At 40.9% G+C, this 20,911-nt stretch carries 19 protein-coding genes; 10 read left to right on the top strand and 9 right to left on the bottom strand.

The genetic code is table 11. The annotated features are described in order from the left end of the window. Both FTV41_RS04515 and FTV41_RS04510 read left to right on the top strand, forming a co-directional pair. The gene (locus FTV41_RS04515) at window positions 1–1,746 is read left to right on the top strand and encodes a GTPase (protein WP_179996191.1); all 1,746 of its coding nucleotides are present in this window, start codon (window positions 1–3) and stop codon (window positions 1,744–1,746) included. Then, entirely contained in the window at window positions 1,728–3,851 is a 2,124-nt protein-coding gene (locus FTV41_RS04510) for an EAL domain-containing protein (protein WP_004971622.1), read from the top strand. The genes FTV41_RS04515 and FTV41_RS04510 overlap by 19 nt, the downstream gene beginning before the upstream one ends. 86 nt (window positions 3,852–3,937) lie before the next feature. On the opposite strand, the gene rpmE is transcribed toward FTV41_RS04510, so the two are convergent. From rpmE to FTV41_RS04490, 4 genes are all read right to left on the bottom strand, one after another. Further along, window positions 3,938–4,162 (bottom strand): 50S ribosomal protein L31, encoded by a 225-nt coding sequence (gene rpmE / locus FTV41_RS04505; RefSeq protein WP_004971624.1) that lies wholly within the window; start codon window positions 4,160–4,162, stop codon window positions 3,938–3,940. Between the two features lie 203 nt (window positions 4,163–4,365). Continuing rightward, window positions 4,366–5,364 carry a bile acid:sodium symporter family protein gene (locus tag FTV41_RS04500; protein WP_171062555.1) on the bottom strand — a complete coding sequence of 333 codons (999 nt, stop codon included), beginning with the start codon at window positions 5,362–5,364 and terminating at the stop codon, window positions 4,366–4,368. A 190-nt stretch (window positions 5,365–5,554) separates the two neighbouring features. Further along, window positions 5,555–5,956, bottom strand: coding sequence for a lactoylglutathione lyase (gloA, locus tag FTV41_RS04495; RefSeq protein ID WP_004971627.1), 402 nt, complete (start codon window positions 5,954–5,956; stop codon window positions 5,555–5,557). A 1-nt stretch (window position 5,957) separates the two neighbouring features. Then, complete coding sequence (locus FTV41_RS04490) at window positions 5,958–8,156, bottom strand: MFS transporter (protein ID WP_096901072.1); 2,199 nt, start codon at window positions 8,154–8,156, stop codon at window positions 5,958–5,960. 194 nt (window positions 8,157–8,350) lie between these two features. On the opposite strand from FTV41_RS04490, the gene FTV41_RS04485 reads away from it, so the two are divergent. Next, complete coding sequence (locus FTV41_RS04485; protein WP_179989877.1) at window positions 8,351–11,044, top strand: Lon protease family protein; 2,694 nt, start codon at window positions 8,351–8,353, stop codon at window positions 11,042–11,044. Window positions 11,045–11,167: 123 nt separating this feature from the next. Here the strand turns inward: FTV41_RS04485 and grxD are convergent, their stop codons facing one another. Continuing rightward, on the bottom strand, window positions 11,168–11,509 hold the full coding sequence (gene grxD / locus FTV41_RS04480; protein WP_019837647.1) for a Grx4 family monothiol glutaredoxin: 342 nt from the start codon (window positions 11,507–11,509) through the stop codon (window positions 11,168–11,170). A 161-nt stretch (window positions 11,510–11,670) separates the two neighbouring features. On the opposite strand from grxD, the gene FTV41_RS04475 reads away from it, so the two are divergent. Next, complete coding sequence (locus FTV41_RS04475; protein ID WP_131261143.1) at window positions 11,671–12,882, top strand: aspartate aminotransferase family protein; 1,212 nt, start codon at window positions 11,671–11,673, stop codon at window positions 12,880–12,882. Window positions 12,883–12,964: 82 nt separating this feature from the next. On the opposite strand, the gene FTV41_RS04470 is transcribed toward FTV41_RS04475, so the two are convergent. The 3 genes from FTV41_RS04470 to surE form a co-directional block, all read right to left on the bottom strand. Beyond that, window positions 12,965–13,894 (bottom strand): LysR family transcriptional regulator, encoded by a 930-nt coding sequence (locus FTV41_RS04470; protein ID WP_131261144.1) that lies wholly within the window; start codon window positions 13,892–13,894, stop codon window positions 12,965–12,967. Window positions 13,895–13,989: 95 nt separating this feature from the next. Continuing rightward, window positions 13,990–14,817 carry a peptidoglycan DD-metalloendopeptidase family protein gene (locus FTV41_RS04465; protein WP_096901076.1) on the bottom strand — a complete coding sequence of 276 codons (828 nt, stop codon included), beginning with the start codon at window positions 14,815–14,817 and terminating at the stop codon, window positions 13,990–13,992. Between the two features lie 106 nt (window positions 14,818–14,923). Continuing rightward, the gene (surE, locus tag FTV41_RS04460; RefSeq protein WP_096901077.1) at window positions 14,924–15,700 is read right to left on the bottom strand and encodes a 5'/3'-nucleotidase SurE; all 777 of its coding nucleotides are present in this window, start codon (window positions 15,698–15,700) and stop codon (window positions 14,924–14,926) included. 211 nt (window positions 15,701–15,911) lie between these two features. On the opposite strand from surE, the gene FTV41_RS04455 reads away from it, so the two are divergent. From FTV41_RS04455 to FTV41_RS04440, 4 genes are all read left to right on the top strand, one after another. Next, entirely contained in the window at window positions 15,912–16,283 is a 372-nt protein-coding gene (locus tag FTV41_RS04455) for an MCR_0457 family protein (protein WP_026438310.1), read from the top strand. 317 nt (window positions 16,284–16,600) lie between these two features. Then, a complete protein-coding gene (locus tag FTV41_RS04450) occupies window positions 16,601–16,993 on the top strand; it encodes an MCR_0457 family protein (RefSeq protein WP_179996190.1) in 393 nt (130 codons plus the stop codon). Between the two features lie 117 nt (window positions 16,994–17,110). Beyond that, entirely contained in the window at window positions 17,111–18,259 is a 1,149-nt protein-coding gene (gene dacC, locus FTV41_RS04445) for a D-alanyl-D-alanine carboxypeptidase PBP5/6 (protein WP_179996189.1), read from the top strand. A gap of 106 nt (window positions 18,260–18,365) precedes the next feature. Continuing rightward, window positions 18,366–18,896 (top strand): gamma carbonic anhydrase family protein, encoded by a 531-nt coding sequence (locus tag FTV41_RS04440; RefSeq protein ID WP_004971648.1) that lies wholly within the window; start codon window positions 18,366–18,368, stop codon window positions 18,894–18,896. A 42-nt stretch (window positions 18,897–18,938) separates the two neighbouring features. On the opposite strand, the gene FTV41_RS04435 is transcribed toward FTV41_RS04440, so the two are convergent. Next, the gene (locus FTV41_RS04435; protein ID WP_104851773.1) at window positions 18,939–19,145 is read right to left on the bottom strand and encodes a DNA-binding protein; all 207 of its coding nucleotides are present in this window, start codon (window positions 19,143–19,145) and stop codon (window positions 18,939–18,941) included. A gap of 133 nt (window positions 19,146–19,278) precedes the next feature. On the opposite strand from FTV41_RS04435, the gene FTV41_RS04430 reads away from it, so the two are divergent. Both FTV41_RS04430 and mnmA read left to right on the top strand, forming a co-directional pair. Next, window positions 19,279–19,764, top strand: coding sequence for an NUDIX hydrolase (locus tag FTV41_RS04430; RefSeq protein WP_004971655.1), 486 nt, complete (start codon window positions 19,279–19,281; stop codon window positions 19,762–19,764). Window positions 19,765–19,768: 4 nt separating this feature from the next. Further along, window positions 19,769–20,902, top strand: a complete 1,134-nt coding sequence (mnmA, locus tag FTV41_RS04425; protein WP_096901081.1) for a tRNA 2-thiouridine(34) synthase MnmA — start codon at window positions 19,769–19,771, stop codon at window positions 20,900–20,902. Window positions 20,903–20,911: the final 9 nt, after the last annotated feature.

The following is a 20,911-nucleotide window of genomic DNA, read 5'->3' as shown; positions in this document are numbered from 1 at the left end:
ATGAACATGAGTACTTCAGATCTTTTTCAGGTTCCCAGCGAACTAAAGCTGGAGCAATTGAGTTTTTGTCAAAATACGGTTAAAAGCATTCAGGCGTGGGCAGCAGACCTATCCATTTTACAATTGGGGGATTCTTCTCAAGCCCTGTTCAATGCCCTTTTAGAAATTTCTGAACTGAAATGTCAGGAAACTTTGCGTTTTGATTTAATTCAAGCTATTCATCCGACACTTGAAAATGTGCTGACCAGCTTGGAAAAACACTTTTTTAATCAAGCATTGATTAGTAGTGATCGTAATGATCATATTATTGAATTGGCCTTGTTATTACGTAGCCATTTTTCCAAAGTGTATATTGATATTGCGCGACGCAGCCATCAACAACTCACTCAGCAAAAATTTTCATTATTCGCCTTTAACTTAAAGAAAAACTTACAAACGGCTCGGATTTTAGCAACCTACTATGCACTGCAACAATTGGCTTTGCTACGCTACCAACAACACATGTTGTATAGCCCCTCATTGCCTAATCAATGGATTATTGCACATCAACTTTTAGATACTGCAATTCAACAACATTATTATTTAAATAATATTAATCAATTACAAGGTACACAGCACCAACTCATAAGTATTGCTCAGGCCTATGCCCAACTGATTTTGTTGGAAATTTTTAATACACATCAAATTCGTCCGGCAGAAATTCAAGGCTTGTATTTATGCAGTTTTGATTGGGCCAAATTGGTTCAGATTTTACCCAAAGAAACCACGCTTTCGCGTTATGTGGTGGATTCAAGCAAAGATCATCCACCAATATACAACAGCCACCAAAACAATGGTTTTAACGCTGATATTTATATCTCTACCCAAGCCTTGCTTGATCATTTAAATGAAAATCAGGGACGTAAAGGCGAACATTTTTCACGCAATGAGAGGTTGTTCCTGACCCCAGCTTTACATTTCCATCTGCACAATATTTTGACCAATACCGCAGAGCGTGTGCATGAGCGTTATGAATATTCTGCACAGATTAAAATTTGTTTTGGTTTAACCGTTGCACATTTTTATTTGTCTAATGGTAAGAACTTTAACGAAACACTGGTATTGGGTGATAACTACCAATTCCAAAATGAAAGCCATTTTGTCAATGCTATGCACACCAATTCATCGGTAGACATTAGCTCAGTCAAAACTTTAGATCGCGAAACCAAACAAATTTACAATGCCGATGTTTTGGACATTAGCGTGAATGGTTACCGAATCAAATGGACTGGCGAAACACCAAAAAATTTAAAAACAGGTGAATTCATTTTAGTTCAGGAAAATAATCAGAGTCCATGGCGTGGCGGTGTAATTCGTTGGATTAAACAATCTGCCGAAAAAAGTTTAGAACTTGGCTTGGAAATTTTAACCCAAGATATTTACCCTTGTGCTGTTTTTGTTAAAACAGATCGGCATACAGGACATTATCATCCAGCATTATTGGTACAAAGTACGCAGGTCAATGAAGTCAATACCTCATTGATTTTGCCAAGTCTGCAATTATTACGTGACAAACAAACCGTACAGCTACGTTTAGGTGAAGAAGAACTAAAAGTGTTCTTAATTAAGCCGTTATTGATTACCCAAAGCTTTATGCGCTTTGATTTTGAGTTGTTGAATGACCAACAACAGCCTTTACTTGATGGTTTTATTCAGAAACAAGTGAATGAAGTTAAAAATCACGATTTATGGGAAGCATTAAAGTGAGAAATCCATTATTGTCTAAAAAGCTCAAACGTACCGAAACACGTTTACTCATAATCGATGACAACCAAATACGTTTTAATCAAATTTGTGAACAACTCACTGCAAATGAGCACCGTGTTCAGGCTTATCTATTAGATGACATTAAAAACTTTGAAAAACAATTACATTTAACTTGGGATTTGGTGATCTTTGGTCGTGCTTATGACCTAAAAGTCGATCAGGCACTCACTTTAATTCGTGCATCACAGCAACCAAATTTACCGCTACTTTTGCTCAAACCAGACGATTACGATGCCACGCAATACACCAGTTATGTGCGCAAAGGCATCTATGACATTATCAATTTAGATTACCCCGAACGCTTCTATTTTGGCTTAATTCGCGCACTGTCTTTTAGTCGCTTACAGCAGTCACAAGAACAACTTATGACTGAACTGGAAAATGCACAATCACAAGCTCAGGCGTTGGTCGAAGACAGTAGCAAAGCAGTAGCCATTATTCAGGAAGGAATTCATGCACAAGCCAATGCTGAATATTTACAGCTATTTGGTTTAAAAAGTGAAGATGACCTTATTGGCTTGCCATTATTGGATTTATTGCAACCGCAAGATATTACAGATTTTAAATTCCGCTTTAAGAAAGTCAGTCAAGGACAATTTGAACACGGCCGTTTTGATATTCATAGCCAAAACCCGCTTCTGGCAAAACAAAACCCACTCAAAATTGAATTTGTTGGAGCAGCTGACGACGCCATACAAATCACCATAGATATTGAAAATACGGCGCAAAATACTGTCCCTGCTCAAACGACAGCAGACAAAGCAGCGGCAAAACCAAGCACATACCAATTGGTAAATCGCACTTTAGCCAAACAGCCTTCTAGTGCCAATGCTTTGGTGGTGTTTTCTTTGGCGAACTGTCCTGAATCAATTTTCCAAGCCGACTGGCAAACCACAAAAAATTACTTTACCAACATTCAAAATTTTTTAAAAGAACAGACCAATGTACCATTATTTAATGTGAGTAATGGTTTAGTGGTTGGTTTGTTCCAAGCAGAATCGCCTGCAATTTTAGAATCGAAACTGATTGGCTTAAATTCACTCACGAAACCGCAATTACTTACGGTAGATCAACATACTTACCCACTTAATTTGCGTATTGGTTATGTGCCATTCACTCCAGACATTCAAAATGAAAGCAGTTTTGAGCAACTGATTAGCCAAGGTTTTGCCAACGCATTACCACAACAGCAAGAACAACATAACTCAGGTTTAACCTTAGACTTGTCCTTTGGTGAATCTAACTTAAATGTAATTGAATCTGCTGCAGCTGTACCACAATCGTATAGTGAATCTGCGATTATTGCAGCGATACGTCAAAGTCTTGATCGTGGTGAAATTCATCTGAAGTATCAACAACTTTATGATAAGCAAGACACCAATTTATATACCTATGAAGTAACTAGTGGCTTTATTTTCAATAGTGAATGGAAATCACTGACAGGCTTAATAGATTTGGCTGAAGACCCAGAATTATCCATTAAACTGGATCGTTGGATTTTGGTCGAAGCTTGTAAACAATTGCACAACTTCATCACCCAATATCCTGAAGCGAAGCTGATTATCAATTTAAACAAATTTGTTTTATTACAAGACCGCAGCTTCCCTGAGTTTGTGTCTAAACTGATAACGATTATTGGTAGCCGCCTCAGCCATCCATTAATTTTGCAATTCTCTGAAGAAGACATCAGCCAAAACTTAGGTGATGCGCAGAAACAAATCAGTTTATTACGTCAGCACGGCGCTGAAATTTCTCTGCGTGATTTTGGTCATTCGATTTATAGTGAATCCATCTTGAAGCAAGTCGATATTCACTACTTGACCTTACACAGTGCTCTGACTGAAAAACTGGCTGCTGATGACTCGACGCAAGAATTACAGGAACAATTGAGCATTTATAGTGAAATTAAACCTGTAGAAGTGTTATTGCGTGACTTAAATGATATGAACCTGTTTGCGAATGCGTGGAATGTCGATGCGCGCTTTATTCAGGGTGATTATTTCCAGAAAAAACTCGATCATTTAATTGATGTGCAAGACCAATAAGGTCTTGTGCATTAGGGTCTATTTGTAGACCCTAAAATTTAAGGCACAAAAAAACGGGCAATTGCCCGTTTTTTTCGTACTGGATATTAACGTTTGATAGAACGTGACATACCAGCAAAACGTTGTTTGAACTTGTCGATACGACCGCCAGTGTCAACGTTCTTTTGCTTACCAGTGTAGAACGGGTGGCATGCAGAACATACGTCAAGATAAAGAGTTTCTTTACCAACTGCTGAACGAGTTTCGATTACGTTACCGCAAGAACAAGTTGCAACTAATTTTTCATATTTTGGGTGAATATCGGCGCGCATCGTCGATTACTCCTAAGATTTAAGAAGGCTTAAGCTGTCATCGCAATTGGTCACTCTCATTAAAAAAATGAGGACATGCTTTAAAAGCAGACCAACACCACAACAGACCATTCTTTTGGCCCACCGAGACGGATACCGTCAGAGCTAAGCACAACAAGTTGGGCAATATTATACGGAATAAAATATTTTAAAGCTAATTATTCTTAGGAATTTAATTCCTGAGGTTCAGTCGAATCGGGCTGCTTTTCGAGATAATTGGCTATCACACCGCACACCATCAACTGAATTTGATGGAAAATCATGATCGGTAAAACAATCATCCCCAACGGCTGCCCAATAAATAAAATTTGCGCCATCGGTACACCACTGGCTAAGGTTTTTTTGGAGCTACAAAAAAATGCGGCAATTTGGTCTTCACGTGCAAAACCCAACCATTGCGGCACAACCCACGCCAACCACATCACAAGGGTCAATAACACGGAACAAGCAATAATCAACAGCAATAAAGTCATACCACTAACTTGATGCCACAATCCTGCTACCACTGCCCCACTAAATGCACCATAAACCACCATCAAAATCGAACCCTGATCAAATACCTTGACCAGCTTTGGTAATTTCAACATCTGAGGAAAAACATAAGGACGTAATAACTGCCCCAAAATAAATGGCACCAATAACAATAAAGTAATTTGAATAATCGAATTTGTCGGGTCAAAACCGTGTTCAGACTGCCCTAAAATAAAGATGCCTACTAAAACTGGGGTAATAAACATCCCAATTAAATTAGAGAATGACGCACTGCAGACTGCGCTGGCAACATTGCCTTTTGCCACTGACGTAAAGGCAATTGAAGATTGCACGGTTGAAGGCAAAAAGCACATGAACAAAAAGCCCCAATACAGCTCCTGCCCGAGCATTGGCACTAGAATTGGCTTTGCCAGCAAACCTAAAATTGGGAATAACGCAAAGGTAAAAGTAAATACCAACGCATGCAATTTCCAATGCATCATGCCCTGAATGACAGCTTCACGTGATAATTTCGCCCCATGCAAAAAGAATAAGATTGCAATGGCAACTGTCGTAATCACACTAAAAACTTCGGCTGCTTGCCCTGACACAGGCACGACACTGGCGAGGATGACCATCACAAACAAAAGAATGGTAAAGCGATCCAATGCCAATAACTTCAACATAAACACATCCTGTATATTCTTTTACTGTTGCAAAAAAGCCCAGCAATTTTTACCTTTCGATAAAGGTATATTACTGAGCAATATTCAAAAAGCGAGCATTTTCAGGCGATGTTCAATATTTTCAAAATGAATACTGAACAACATTCAGTTTATTGCGCCATAAAGGTTTGGTTTTTACTGCTTCACTGATGAAGACTTAGTTATTACGTGCGTTCTGATCTTGCTGAATCAATTCAACTTTATAACCATCTGGGTCTTCAACAAAAGCAATGACAGTTACACCACCTTTCATTGGCCCTGCTTCACGTACCACATTGCCGCCGCGCGCTTTAATTTCTTCACATGCTTTGTAGGCATCGTCTACCGCAATTGCAATATGACCATAACCATTGCCCAAATCATAGCTGTCTGTATCCCAGTTATGCGTCAACTCCAAAACGGTGTGATTTTCTTCATCGCCATAGCCTACAAAAGCAAGGGTAAAACGACCTTCTTCATAATCACGCTTACGCAGCAAAGTCATGCCTAAAACTTCTGTATAAAATTTTAATGATTGCTCTAAATTACCTACACGTAACATGGTATGAAGCATGCGCATGTCATTCATCCTTTTGTTCAATCGGTTTTGCTTGTATGTGTTGATGGTCACGTAACAATTTCGCCACCCACACCACTAAAATTAAAATAGGGATTCCAATTAATGTGGTCATGAGGAAAAAGTTTGGATAACCAATATTGGTCACTATAGTACCTGAATAACCACCTAAAATCTTAGGAGTCAAGGTCATGAGTGAGCTAAAAATTGCATATTGCACAGCAGTAAATGACACACTGGTTAAACTGGATAAAAATGCGATAAAAGCCGCGCCCGCTAAACCTGAAGCCAAGTTATCGACAATAATCGCAAAATATAACCATGCTGTGCTATATGGCTTAATCACCTTGCCCTGAATTTCAACCATATTGTTTGAAGATGATTGAACGATCGGCAAAGGTTGTATATCTACATCCAAAGCATTGCCTTCATGTGTGTTTAAATCGACCTGATAGGTTTGGCTGTGTTGTTGTACTGTTTGCTGTCCATTTAATAATACGGCTTGCAGTTGTTTACTTGGTGAGTCTGCCAAAAGCTGCCCTGCAATCGCTGCCGTAAAAATTCCTTGTGCATCTAGTTTTGCATCAAAATTTTGACCATCTAGCTGCAGTACAATTTTTTGCTGTTCGGTTAAGGCAGGCCCTGCATATTGCCCACGTACGACAATACTGTTGCTGGCTTCATTTTCGCTAATACGATTATCCGAAGTCAGTGGTAAAAACTGGAGTTGTGCAGTTTCAATCTCAGTTTGGTGCAAATACGGCATCGACACTAAACGTGACGGCGTATCGCCCGTTTGGTATTGCGCACGTACCTGAATTTCATCCTGTGTTGCTAAAACCTGACTAGGCACAGCCACTTTCCAATATCCAACTTCATCGGCCTGGGTTTGATATTGTTGCTGCCCCACAGAAACTTGCACATCGCTCAGTTGCTGTCCTGACTTCACCAGACCAATAAAAATAAGATTGGTAGATGATGCCAACACCGCGCCAACAAACATTAATTTCATAATGTTCATACGCTGTGCCAGTAAACCACCCAAGAAGCCACCCACTAAACTGAAAATAACCCCATAAACCTTAACCGCTTCGGCAATTTGTTCTTTGCTAAAGTTCAAATCCTGATAGAACACATTGGAAATTACACCTGCAATAATGTCTGAAACTCGATAAAAACCAATCAAGAGTAATAACACCAGTGCCAGTTTCATGCCGTAGCGTTTAAAGAAATCTGCAACAGGATGCACCCATGTTTCAAATGCCATCTGTTTATTGACTGCGCCCAATTTGACCAAAATTGTGCCCATACCTACAGCAGCCGCACCCGATGCAATAAAACGTAAAGCTTCTATAGAAAATAATAAAAATGCATCTTTGAGTTGGAATTGTTGTTTTAAGGCTTCGGTAAAATTACCCGAAAAGACGTAGCACAATACAAAACTGAATACCGCAACAAAAAATACTGTCACCAGACGAAAATAGTCGCGTCGTTGATAATGTTTGCTGACCCGATTCACTTGCGGTTCACGAATCACCAAAGTCGTGATAATGCCAATCAGCATCACCGCAGCCATCGCCAAATAAGTAATTTTCCATGCACTATAAATATAGTTGCCTTTAGCAGTACCTAAAGATGCAGCCAAAAATAAAGCACCTGCCCCTGCAACAATCATCCCAATGCGATAGCCCGCGTTATAAGTCGATGCCAACACGGTTTGCATTTGAGTTTCAGCCAATTCGATACGGTAAGCATCAATCACAATGTCTTGCGTGGCTGCAGAAAAGCCTAGTAATACTGCACCCAATGCCATTTGATATAAATGTGCCTGCCCCAAAGCTGGGTCAGAAAATGCCATGACTGCAATTGCACAGACTATTAAACATTGAGCAATGAGCAGCCATGCCCGACGTCGCCCTAGTTTTTTGGTTAAATAGGGTACGGGTAATTCATCAATCAATGGTGCCCAAACAAATTTAAAGGAATAACCTAGAGCAGCCCAACTAAAGAAAGTGACCGCACTTTTATCAATGCCTGCTTCGCCCAACCACAAAGATAGACTGGAAAAAATCAGTAAAATTGGAATACCTGCAGAGAAGCCCAAAAACAGCATGATCAGCGCACGACGGTCTAAAAATGCCGTAAATGCTGCTTTCCACCCTGTATTTTGTGCTGAAGTTTGCCCAGTCTGTTGTGTGGTCATTCGATTATTATTTTCTATCAAGTCAAATTGTTGTTATTCAATCGCGGAATAGCTTCTGTTTCAACAGTATTTATGAAATTATCCACAACAGCCTTGTCATTTTGTAGTAAAAATTACGGCTTAGCTTGAATTTTCCGCTTAAACCTGTATACCTTTAAACTTCTAACTGCAATATTTCGTTTTGGATTTCTACAGTGACCCAAAGACTTGATCAAATCACCCCATCAATGACAACCAACACAACAACAGCAGCGCAAGATGAACAACAACCGCTTCTCAGCTCTGCCTTTGAACAAAGCGAAATACAAACGACTTTAGAAAATACACGACTCAAAGCAACACAACTAACCCATATTCCAAATTACGATAACATTCCCGCTTCGACCCGACGCATTAAACCGCTGAATAATTTTTTAGGACAAGATCGGGCACGCGCTTCGGTGGAAGCAGGTATTTCCCTGCCATATTCTGGCTACAATATTTTTGCAGTGGGTACGGCGGGATTGGGCAAACGTACCATGGTCAAGCGTTTGCTGCAGCAACATGCCAAGAGCATGCCCACACCGAATGACTGGGTTTATGTCAATAATTTCAAACACCCGCGCCAACCGATTGCCTTGCAACTGCCTGCAGGTCAAGCGCCTAAATTTCAAAGTTTGTTACATCAAACTTGGCAAACTATTTTAAAGCAACTCGAACGTCGCTTTACCGCAGAAACCTATCACAACCGCATTGAAATGATTCGTCAGCAAGCGGGTGATGAACAGCAACAAGCCTTAATTGAGCTGACCAGTGAAGGTGAAGAACTCGATTTAAAACTGATTGCGCAGGAAGATGAACATTGCTTTGTACCCGTGCATCTGAAAAATGACAAAATGCAGGAAATGTCTAAGGAAGATATTAACGCCTTGGACAGCAAAACCCGTGCAGAAATTGCGTCCAATATTCGTTATATGAATAAAAAACTGGAGCGTTTGGGTTTGCATTTAGGCGATTTAGAAGATGACGCACGTGACAAAGTACAAGACCTGAACCGTGATATTGCCAAACAAGTGGTAATGCCACGCATTGATATTATTCACAATAAATATCCTAGTGTCGAAGGTTTGACTGAATATTTACAATACTATGCCGAAGATATTATTAATAATGTCGAGTTTGTTTTAGAACAGGAAGAAGATGATTTCCGTCCTGGCACCTTTAGCCGTATTCCTGCGCGCTACCAAGCCAATATTATTGTGACGCACAAACCCAACAGCGGTGTACCTGTTATTTTTGAAGATTTTCCAACCCATTACAATTTATTGGGGCATGTAGAACAACTCACGCAAAACGGCACCATTACCACTGACTTCACCTTAATTCGTGCAGGTAGCTTACATAAAGCCAATGGCGGCTTTTTGATGCTCGAAGCAGAGCAGTTACTGGAACAGCCTTATGCATGGCAAGGACTGAAACGCGCTTTAAAATCGGGGCAATTGAAACTTTCATCTTTGGAACACATGCTAACTTTAACAGGCAGCATTTCAATTGAACCACAAGCCATTCCACTAAATATTAAAGTGATTTTACTGGCAGAGCCTGAAATTTATTATGAAATTTTAGAGCTAGAACCCGAACTTGGCAGCGTGTTTAAAATCCGTGCCGACTTTACCGATACATTACAACGTAATGACGAAAACGAGCAGGCATATATGCAGCTGATTGCCGACTATGTGCAATCTGACAAATTATTACCATTTGACCGTTCTGCTTTGGCAGCTTTACTTACTGACTCAAGTCGTCAAGCTGAAGATCAAAGCTCACTCTCCTTACATGCCCTCACCTTGGGGGATTTAATTCGTGAATCGCATCACCATGCGGCACAGGCGGGCGATAAAACGGTTTCCGAACAGCATATCAATACCGCACTGGATCATCGCAAATATCGCTTAGGCTATTTAAGAGAACTGTACTGGCAAGATTTATCACGCGGTACGCAGTTAATAGAAACTCGCGGACATCGTTTAGGGCAAATTAATGCCCTGTCGGTCATTCACTATGCCGATGTCGAGTTTGGCTTACCTTCGCGCTTAACCGCCTCAGTCTATCAAGGCGGCGGCGATATTTTAGATATTGAACGCAGTGTTGAACTTGGCGGTTCTTTACATGCCAAAGGCGTGTTGTTGATGGCCAGTTTCCTCAAAGCACATTTTGGCCGTGAGCAAATTTTACATTTTTCTGCTGCCCTTGCCTTTGAGCAAAGTTATGGTCAGGTTGATGGTGACAGTGCAACAGTGGCAGAGCTTTCTGCTTTGATTTCTGCAATCAGCCAACTACCTATTGACCAATCTTGGGCCATTACAGGCTCCATGAACCAACTTGGTCAAGTACAGCCAATTGGTGGCGTGAATGCAAAAATTGAAGGTTTCTTTGATGCCTGCAAACTGCAAGGTTTAACTGGCAAGCAAGGCGTGATTATTCCACGTCAAAATATGCAGCACCTTATGTTGCGTAAAGATGTGATTGAAGCGGTAGAACAAGGTCAGTTCCACATTCACGCCATTGATACCATTGACCAAGCCTTAGAAATTTTAATGGCGCGTCCTGTGGGTAAACTCACTAAAAAAGGACGTTACAGTAAAGGTTCAATTTACGCTGCAGTGATGGAACAACTTGAGTATTGGCAAGCCATTGAAGATGGTGCTGAAATTGAAGAAGAGCCAAAGAAAAAGAAAAAGTCCAAGAAAGAAAAGGACAAAAAAGACCCAGAGAAAAAGGAAAAAGCGCAAAAAGCCAAGAAAAAACAGAAATCGGCTGAACCATCTGATGCGGCAACTTCTGATGAAGTCACTGCTGAGTCGGCTGAAACTGCTGAACTTGCAACTGAAAGTACTGCGGTAAACTAAGTGCAGTGATTCAAATCAGCTATTCAAGTGAATTCCAGATATAAAAAAAGCGCCAAGGCGCTTTTTTTATATCAACTTTTTTGTATGGATGACTTTGGTCTAGTGTGACCCAAGTCCAATACTTTAAGCTTCAGGTGCTGGGCTGTATTGCTCAACTAAAGGCTTTAACTCACCTTTCTGGAACATATCCAACATAATATCGCTACCACCAATCAACTCACCGTTAATCCACAATTGTGGGAAAGTTGGCCAGTTGGCAATTTTTGGCAAAGTGGTACGAATATCCTGATTTTCTAAAATATTCACATAAGCAAAAGGACGACCAATTTGACTGAGTGCTTCTACTGCGCGCGCAGAAAAACCGCATTGTGGAAATTGTGGTGTGCCTTTCATGTAAAGAAGAACAGCATGTTTAGCAATTTGTTCACGAATTAACGCTTCGGTATCGCGTACTTGTTCAGTCATTGGTAAATCCTCAACTCATCTGTGTGGCATTATACCCAAAACCGAGCAAAACAGTACGTCTAAAGCAATAAATCCAATTTTATTTACAATTAGGCTTTTCATCTGCAGTAGATTTTGCTTATATAAGTTTTTCCCTCCAACCTAACAGATAAGAGTTAGTCATGAATAACATTACCCTTGCTCCTGTGCAAACTGATCAACCATCACATTTGATGCCTGTATTTGGCCGTCAGCCGATCAGCTTTGTCCGCGGTCGAGGTTCTTATCTTTATACTGAAGATGGCACAGAATATTTAGATGCACTTACAGGCATTGCCGTATGTGGTTTAGGTCACGCACACCCTGCAATTACCGAAGCCATTGCAGATCAGGCGGCTACCTTAATTCACACCAGTAACTTGTTTGAAGTGCCGTGGCAGACTGCTGCTGCACAAAAATTGGCGCAAGTTGCTGGCATGGAAGAAGTGTTTTTTTCAAACAGTGGCGCAGAGTCTAACGAAGGTGCAATTAAAATTGCACGTAAATTCGGTCATATGCAAGGCGTAGCCAATCCTAAAATTATTGTTGCAGATCACTCTTTCCACGGTCGTACTTTGGCTACCCTGTCTGCAACTGGCAATAAAAAAGTTCAGGAAGGTTTTGCACCTTTGGTTGAAGGCTTTATTCGTGTGCCTTTTGGTGATGTCGAAGCCATTGAAGAAGCTGCGATTCAGCATCCTGATATTGTGGCTATTTTAGTCGAGCCGATTCAGGGTGAAGGCGGTGTGAATACTGCACCACAAGGCTTTAGCTACCTAGAAGACATCCGCCGTATTTGTAATCAACACAACTGGCTGATGATGCTGGATGAAGTACAAACAGGAAATGGTCGTACAGGTAAATTCTTTGCTTATCAGCACACCAATATTGTGCCTGATGTATTGACTACAGCGAAAGGTTTGGGCAATGGCTTCCCAATTGGTGCAGTCATGACTCAAGGTCGTGGTGTGGGCGTTCTTACTGCTGGTAATCATGGCTCAACCTACAGTGGTACTGCGTTAGGTTCACGCGTGGTTTACACTGTTATTGACACCATCCAGAAAGAAAACTTGGTAGAAAATGCAGCAAAAATGGGTGGCTACATTGTGGAACAATTGCGTCAACAACTCGCAGACCAAAATGTAAGCGTGCGTGGTTTTGGCTTGATGATTGGTATTGAATTACCAAAACCATGTGCAGAGTTGGTCGATATTGCCCGCGATGAATACAAAATGATTATTAACGTAACTGCAGGTTCTGTAGTGCGTTTATTGCCAACATTAAATATTACTCAAGCCCAGGCAGATCAATTGATTGAACGCCTTGTAGCAATGATTAAAAAATTCTTGGCTTAAATAAATCCCTAACAAAAAGCCGCAGTTTGAACTGCGGCTTTTTGCTAACTAAATGGTCGATCAGTATATTATCAACATTCAATTAAGATGCTTCTTGAAACACTCGCCCACCCGGCAATTGAGAAAAATATTGTTTTAAGGCTTCCAAACAACGATGTACTTTCATCGGTTGTTGCTCATGTTTGGAAATGATTGCATACAAGGTAAATGCGGGTAATTTCCACTCAGGCAAAATTTCAACCAAACTGCCATTAAGCAAATCTTTTTGAATATCCAAATGCAAAATTCGCGCAAGCCCATGCCCTTGCATACACAAAGATTTAGACACCAACACATTATTGGTCGATAGACGCGAGCCCAACTCTACATCCACATTTTCAGCAGTGCTGATATGCTTAAAATTGAGTTGCTGAAAATTCTTCATAATGGTTAATGGAATTAACTCGTGATGTTTTAAATCTTCAGGACGTGAAATGGGCGCGGTTTGATTTAAATAACTAGGTGATGCGACTAAAACTTGGTCAATAAGTGCAATAGGAATCACATGCTGGTTTTGATCTTCAATTATTGGACTCATACGCAGCGCAATATCAATACGACCATCAATCAGGTCAATGTATTGATTGTCGGTTTCTAGATGTACAGACAAGCCACGATGGGCAGACAGCCAATGAGAAAGTGCGGGAATCACATGGTTCGCGGCTAATTCTGGAGTGGTGGCAATTCTTAAATCACCGACCAAATCATCTCTTAACTCATTAATGCGTATTTTACCACGCTCAGCAGCGGCGAGCATTTCTTGACAACTGTGGAAAAAAGCTTGTCCTGCTTCAGTCAAACTCAGTTTTCTAGTAGAACGATGCAGAAGCGTGACTTCCATATCTTGTTCTAGTGAACGGATTTGCTGACTGACGGCGCTGGTGGTGATCCCTAAATCACGTGCTGCACCGCTAAACGAGCTTTTTTCAACAACACAAGCAAATACACCCATTGCTCGAAGTTGATCTAACATAAATTCCCTCTGAAATTATAATCGTTGCCCTCATCTATCGATAAAAGCAACTTATTGTATTATACGGTGAAATTTATGCTTTGTATTCGTGATATTTAATTTATTGGTAAAACATTAGTTGGATTGATTGGCTTGCCATCTAGACGTACCTGAAACTCCAACATGGTACGTGTTGCACCAGAAGAACCCATTTCAGCAATCTTTTGACCCGCTGTGACATTTTGACCACTGCTCACATTCATCTTACTGTTATGTGCATAGGCGGTGATATAACCATCAATGTGCTTGATTAAAATCAAGTTCCCATATTCTTTTAATCCATCTGCAGCATAAACCACCTGCCCATCTGCTGCGGCATAAATTGGATCGCCCACATTGCCACCGTAACGAATTCCTTTGATATTACTTGCCAAATTAAACTGTGCAATCACAGCACCTTGTGATGGTTTCACCCAGCGCAATGTGCTGCTACGCACAGGTGTACTTGGTGTGGTTGAGCTAGTGGTCGTGGTTGTAGTCGATGTTACCGGTGCAGGTGTCACAGGTGTCGTTGGTAATGTGACTGTTTGACGTTGAATTGGTGCAGCCTGTGTTACAGGGCGAGTGCTTGTTGTACGTGGTGCATTGCCCGCTTTCAAACGAATCGACTGCCCGACATAAATACGATACGGCGGTGCAATATCATTCATTTCTGCAATGCTGAGATAGCTCAAACCATAACGTGCAGCGATACCACTTAAAGTATCACCCGAACGCACAGTATAAAAATTCGGCGCTGTTGCATAACGCGCAGAATTATTCACTTGAGGTTTAGAGGCACAACCACTCAACACGACGGTAGCCACAACAGCACTTGATAACACTAAGGTTTTCAACAATGCTGTTGGTGTGCTAAATAAACGATACTGAAACACCACAGGCATTCTTTCCTCTCTACAAATTCTAAATATTTTCTATTGCGCTAAGAGTAGCAAAAAAGTCCTTGTAATGAGGCTTACAAGCTACTTTTTCACAAAGTTATAACATTAGTTAGCCAATTTGGGAAAATTGACTGTGCAATGATTGCAAAACGTCATAATTGGTGGCATCCATCTGAATTGGTGTCACGCTGACATAGCCATTTGCTACCGCAAAAAAATCAGACTCAATTTCAGTTAAGCCTTTTTTCGGTGCAGCCACTGCCTCGCCCGACAAACCAATCCAATACACTTGACGCCCTCGTGGATCGACCTGACTAGTAATTGGCTTAGATTGGGTACGCTGTCCTTGATAGGTAATTTTTGTGCCCTGCAACACTGGCACATCTGGAATATTCACATTAAAAATATGTCGTGCAGGTAAACTTGGTAAACCTTGAGCAATAAAGTCATGTACCCACTGCGCTGCCTGCATATAATCTTGCGGATGCTGATAAGCACGTACATTATGCCCTGCAAGTGATACCGCAATCGCAGGCTGTTTCATCAAACGTCCTTCAAATGCCGCACCGACTGTGCCTGAGTACAGTACATCATCCCCTAGATTTGCACCGCTGTTAATGCCGCTGACCACCAAATCAAATTCGAAATCGAACAATCCATTCATCGACAAATAGACACAGTCTGCAGGTGTACCATTCACTGCCCAGACATCTTCAGCAATTTGCACAGGACGTAATGGTCGGTCTAAAGTCAGCGCACTCGAAAAACCACTGCGTTCACTTTCGGGTGCAACAATCACCACGCGACCCAAAGGTTTTAAGGCTTTCGCCAAAGCTTGGATACCAGGTGCAAACACGCCATCATCATTGGCTATCAAAATATTCACAGAAAAATCTCAGATAAAACAAATATAAAGGTTATATACTAAAATATAGCAACGTCGGTTCAATCTTAAACTTGTTTGTGCCTGATTCATGCCTAAGCACATTTAATAAGCACACGACAACAAAATGACTGATCAGCACATTTCATTGAAATATACAAAAGATTATATATATTTAGCGCTTAACATCCATCCAAAAATATATGTGATTCTCATGATTTTAGCTTTGTCATTTCGTCGTTTATTGGGTCTAGGTTTTGCTGCTGTATTAACGCAGTCTGTAATTGCAGAAGATTTGACTGCAGCAGAAGCCAATACGATTGTGAAAGAAGATGTTGCAGCGGCACAAGTCATGACTGAAATGTGCCCTGCACTGATTGGAAAAAATGCAAAATTAGATGCCAATATTCAAGCACTGATTCAAACTTATCTACAAGATTATTCAGAATCGAACATGACGCTTGCCAAACTACAAGCCGACGCAGAATATCAATCCGTTTTAGCTGAAGCGCGTGAAGCAGCAAAAGATACAGCCAAAGAAGAGCAAAAAGTAGTGTGTCAGGAAGCTTTAGAATTAGCACTTTAAATCACATGATTTAAATACTATTTTGAGCCTGTAAATAATTTTGCATACTCACCCTTTAAGGCAAACTTTCAAAGTTTGCCTTAAATTTTATGCTTAGTTTTTATATCTGGTATTTTTCCACTATTATTTTACGCTTTATATCAAGCCACTGATTTTCAAATTTCAGACTTTAATCTTCACTTTTTATACATGATTTGCGCTCAGATCACACAGCTTTAATACATTTTCACTCTTTCAATTCGCAAATAAATGATTCATCTTATAAGCACTTAAATGAATCGGTAGATTCAGTTCAAACAATATTTAAGGTACTTGATATGCAATTTTCTGGCTTAAAAAATTCACGTGCAGTTCATTTTTTTGGCGCAGTTGCGCTCAGTTTGGGTTTAAGTCAAGCCGTAATTGCGCAAGAAGAAAATATTGAAGTGACGCCATTACAACAAGTGACTCAGCAAGAATTAGCCGCTATTTATGTGTTATCTGAAGTTTGCCCTTCACTAGTCAAAGAACAAGATCAATTTCATCAGGGTTATACAAAACTTGCCCAAGAATATATGCCTAAAGAAAAAGACGCTGTTACTGCCTTAAGTAAACTCAGCAAACAAAAAAGCTTCCAGCCAATTTTAAAAGAAGCCCGTGCCGATGCCAAAGCTGCTGGAACAGCCAAAAACCAAGCAATTTGCCAAGAATTGACAGCATATAGCAGATAATACAATTTGGTTACAATACTTTTATCAATAAGCCGATTTCTCCCATAGAAGTCGGCTGAGCTTTGCCCTAAAATGCTAGCTCTTTTGTGCATACCTCAAGTATTGGAACCTCTTAGAATGACCCCAAAAAGCGCCCTTGCTGCATTATTACTATTACCAAGCTTTTCTTATGCAGCAACTGTCTTAGCTACACCACCAGAACTCAATAACAAATCATACGTTTTGATGGATTATGAGACGGGACAAATTTTAGCTTCAAAAAATGAAAACGAAAAACTCGCCCCTGCCTCAATGACCAAAATGATGACTAGTTTCATCATTGAACAAAAGTTATTAAAAGGCGAACTCACGGAAGATGAACAAGTCCGCATGAATGAGTCTGCATGGTGTCGTGGCAGCAACACAGAATCATGTATGTATGTTCCTTTAAATGGCACAGCAACCGTACTTGAAATGCTACGCGGAATTATCGTGCAATCGGGCAACGATGCATCTAAAGCCATGGCAGAGCACATTGCAGGTAATGAAGGCACATTCGTTCACATGATGAATGAAGAAGCCAAACGTATTGGCATGAGCAATACCCAGTTTATGAACTCTACGGGTATGCCTGCTGAAGGTCACTTTTCTACCGCAAAAGATATGGCGACTTTAGCGCAGCACATCATCCATGACAGCTCAAAATACTACCCAATTTATTCTGAAAAAGAGTTTTCTTTTAATGGAATTAAACAAGGCAACCGTAATGCCCTGTTATATACCGACCCAAGCGTGGATGGTTTAAAAACAGGTCATACCAACGAAGCGGGTTACTGCTTAACCACTTCATCTAAACGTGGCCCAATGCGTTTAATTTCGGTGATTTTTGGTGCGCCAACCATGCAAGCTCGTGCAACTCAAACTCGTGAATTGTTAGCTTGGGGTTATGCAAACTACGAAACTGTACGTGTACAGCCTGCCAACCAAGTCTTAGCTAAAGCAAAAGTATGGTACGGTAAAAGCAAAGAAGCACAAATTGGTTTGCCAGAAAACTTTAACGTGACCATGCCAAAAGGCAAAGCCAACCAAATTAAAACTCAATTGGTGGTTCAACCTAAATTGACTGCTCCTTTGAAAAAAGGTCAAGTGATTGGTAAATATGTCGCAACCTTAGATGGTAAAGTGATTGCTGAAAAACCATTGGTGGCGTTGCAGGAAGTGGAAGAAGCGGGTTTCTTTGCACGTATGCTAGACCATATCAAACAATTCTTTAGCAACTTATTCTAAGATTCATAAGCTTAGACTAAAGCGCAAAGCACACATGCCCGCATGTGTGCTTTTTTATTTTATACTGTCCTCAATCCTAAATTTATAAGCTAAAGATTTGTCCATTATGAAAAAAAATGTGCGTGCTTATTTAGAGCAAACCCCAAAAATTGACGCAAGCTGTTATGTAGATGAATTGTCGGTGGTGATTGGTGATGTGCATTTGGCCGCAAATGTATCGGTTTGGCCATTTGCCGTGATTCGTGGTGATGTTAACCATATTCGGATTGGTCAAAATTCCAATGTGCAAGATCATGCCATGCTGCATGTTAGCCATAAAAAAGCCGACAAACCTGAAGGTTCACCGCTGATTATTGGCGAAGATGTCACAGTTGGACATGGTGTGACCTTACACGGCTGCACCATTGGCAATCGGGTGTTATTGGGCATCAACACAATTGTTTTGGATGATGTCATTATTGAAGATGATGTAATGATTGGCGCAGGGTCTTTAGTGCCACCGCGTAAGCGTTTGGAAAGTGGCTATTTGTACGTGGGTAGCCCTGTGCAAAAAGTTCGTCCTTTAACCGACAAGGAAAAAGAGTTTTTGCCTTATTCTGCACGGCACTATGTAAAAGTGGCGGGGAATTATCAATAATCCACCCCTCAAAGTTCTTTTTGATTGTTGTAATTTGAGGGATTACACGTTCTGCACCGTTAATTTTAAACTCAGTGTATGAATGACATGATTAATCTTATCAAATCGAGAGGCTGAATCTTGACTTAGAGTTTTATACAAAGCTTTACGGTCAATATCTGCCTCTTTTTCTATTTGTGCAATAGCTTTGACTTTGGCAACAACACCTAGCGCAAATGAGATCACATCCAGCATCACCAAATGAATCAAAGAACAAAGTACCCCTCACATCTTCCCACAACTACACAAACCTACATTTACAGTTTTAAAGAAATCCCCTTTCAACATAGCCACATCCCCCTAAATTTTGTAGAATATGCGTTTTACCCCATGGTGCTTTTCAATGACCGCTTGGACTGCTCACGTTACTGTCGCCACCGTTATCGAAAAAAACGGAAAATTCCTGTTTGTTGAAGAACATACAGAAGGTGTGACGCATAGCGTGTTTAATCAGCCTGCAGGGCATGTTGAAGCTGGCGAAAGCTTAATTGAAGCAGCAATACGTGAAACCATGGAAGAAACTGGGCATCGGGTGAAAATTAATGCCTTACTCGGTATTTATAGCTATACTCCGCCTATGTTTCCTGACCGCACCTATTATCGCTTCTGCTTTCTAGCCGAATCGCTGCAACATGATGCGCAAGCCCAGCTCGATTCCGATATTATCGGTACTGTGTGGATGTCTGCAGATGAACTGGCTGAATCAGCACGTGCCCGAAGTCCGTTGGTACTGAAAGCGGTTCAAGATGCGCTCAGTGGTCAATCTTATCCTTTATCGCTCATTTACGAGCACCAAAATTCTCCCCTTATTTCTAGTTTGGATGCCTAATCCTATGCAACAACGTGTCATCGTCGGTATGTCAGGTGGTGTAGATTCATCTGTTTCTGCTGCACTTCTACTTCAACAAGGTTATCAAGTTGAAGGGCTTTTCATGAAAAACTGGGAAGAAGATGACGGCACCGAATATTGCACCGCAATGGAAGATCTTGCCGATGCGCAAGCGGTGTGCGACAAGCTAGGCATTAAATTGCATACAGCCAACTTTGCGATGGAATATTGGGATCGAGTTTTTGAGCATTTTCTTGCCGAATATGCCGCAGGACGCACGCCAAACCCAGATATTTTATGTAATAAAGAAATTAAGTTCCGTGCTTTTTTAGATCACGCCATGAATTTAGGCGCAGATTTTATCGCCACAGGTCACTACGCTCGTCGTGGTGGAACGCAGTACAACTCCAAAGGTGAAGCATACGCTCCACTGTTACGTGGTTTAGATAAAAATAAAGATCAAACCTATTTCTTACATGCAGTGCATGGTCGTGAAATCAATAAAACCTTGTTCCCTGTGGGCGAAATTGAAAAGCCGCAAGTCCGAAAAATTGCCGAAGAACTAGATTTAGTCACTGCCAAGAAAAAAGACTCGACAGGGATTTGCTTTATTGGTGAACGTCGCTTTAATGATTTCTTAAAACAATATTTGCCTGCTCAAGCTGGAAAAATTGTTTTAGACGATGGCAAAGAGGTTGGTGAACATCACGGCTTAATGTACTATACGCTCGGTCAGCGTGGCGGGATTGGTATTGGCGGCTTAAAAGGTGTTGCTGAAGGTGCATGGTTTGTCCTGCATAAAGATATTGAAAACAATCGTTTAGTGATTGGTCAAGGTCATGAACATCCACTCATGCAAAGCACTATTTTATGGAGCGAAGCAATTGATTGGGTGGCAGGTGAACAAGAAATTCCAGCGTCAGGCTTCCGTTGTACTTGTCGCACTCGCTATCGCCAAGATGATCAGGACTGTGTAATTTTCAATGATGACAGCATGCCTGGCGGTGTACGTGTGGAATTTGATGAACCACAACGTGCAGTCACTCCTGGTCAAAGTGTCGTATTCTATTCAGGCGAAATGTGTTTAGGCGGTGGTGTGATTCACCATACCAATGCACCTAAACCCGATTTTATTTAAGGATTGTTT

The sequence above is a fragment of the Acinetobacter sp. YH16051 genome, from assembly GCF_013417135.1.
Lineage (GTDB): Bacteria > Pseudomonadota > Gammaproteobacteria > Pseudomonadales > Moraxellaceae > Acinetobacter > Acinetobacter towneri.
The sequence above is the reverse complement of the archived record's forward strand: the minus strand, read 5'-3'. Positions and strand labels throughout refer to the sequence as shown.